Source organism: Pontibacterium sinense (assembly GCF_015209595.1).
Taxonomy (GTDB): Bacteria; Pseudomonadota; Gammaproteobacteria; order Pseudomonadales; family Balneatricaceae; genus Pontibacterium; species Pontibacterium sinense.
In genome coordinates this window covers 1-215 of record NZ_JADEYS010000053.1, presented here as the reverse complement: position 1 = coordinate 215, position 215 = coordinate 1, and the positions used below count along the sequence as shown (strand labels likewise).

Genomic DNA, 215 nt, shown 5'->3' with positions numbered 1-215 from the left:
AGCGGTAGTTCAGTTGGTTAGAATACCTGCCTGTCACGCAGGGGGTCGCGGGTTCGAGTCCCGTCCGTTCCGCCACTCTTAACCTTAGGGTTAAGAACTTCTTCACAATGTGTCGTGAAGATTTTAATATGATCAACCTTAGTGGGCGTATAGCTCAGTTGGGAGAGCGTCTGCCTTACAAGCAGAATGTCGGCAGTTCGAGCCTGTCTACGCCC

At 51.6% G+C, this 215-nt stretch carries 1 tRNA gene; it reads left to right on the top strand.

Features of this window, described 5'->3' with window-relative positions:
- Positions 1-143: 143 nt before the first annotated feature.
- A tRNA-Val gene (locus IOQ59_RS21075) sits at positions 144-215 on the top strand.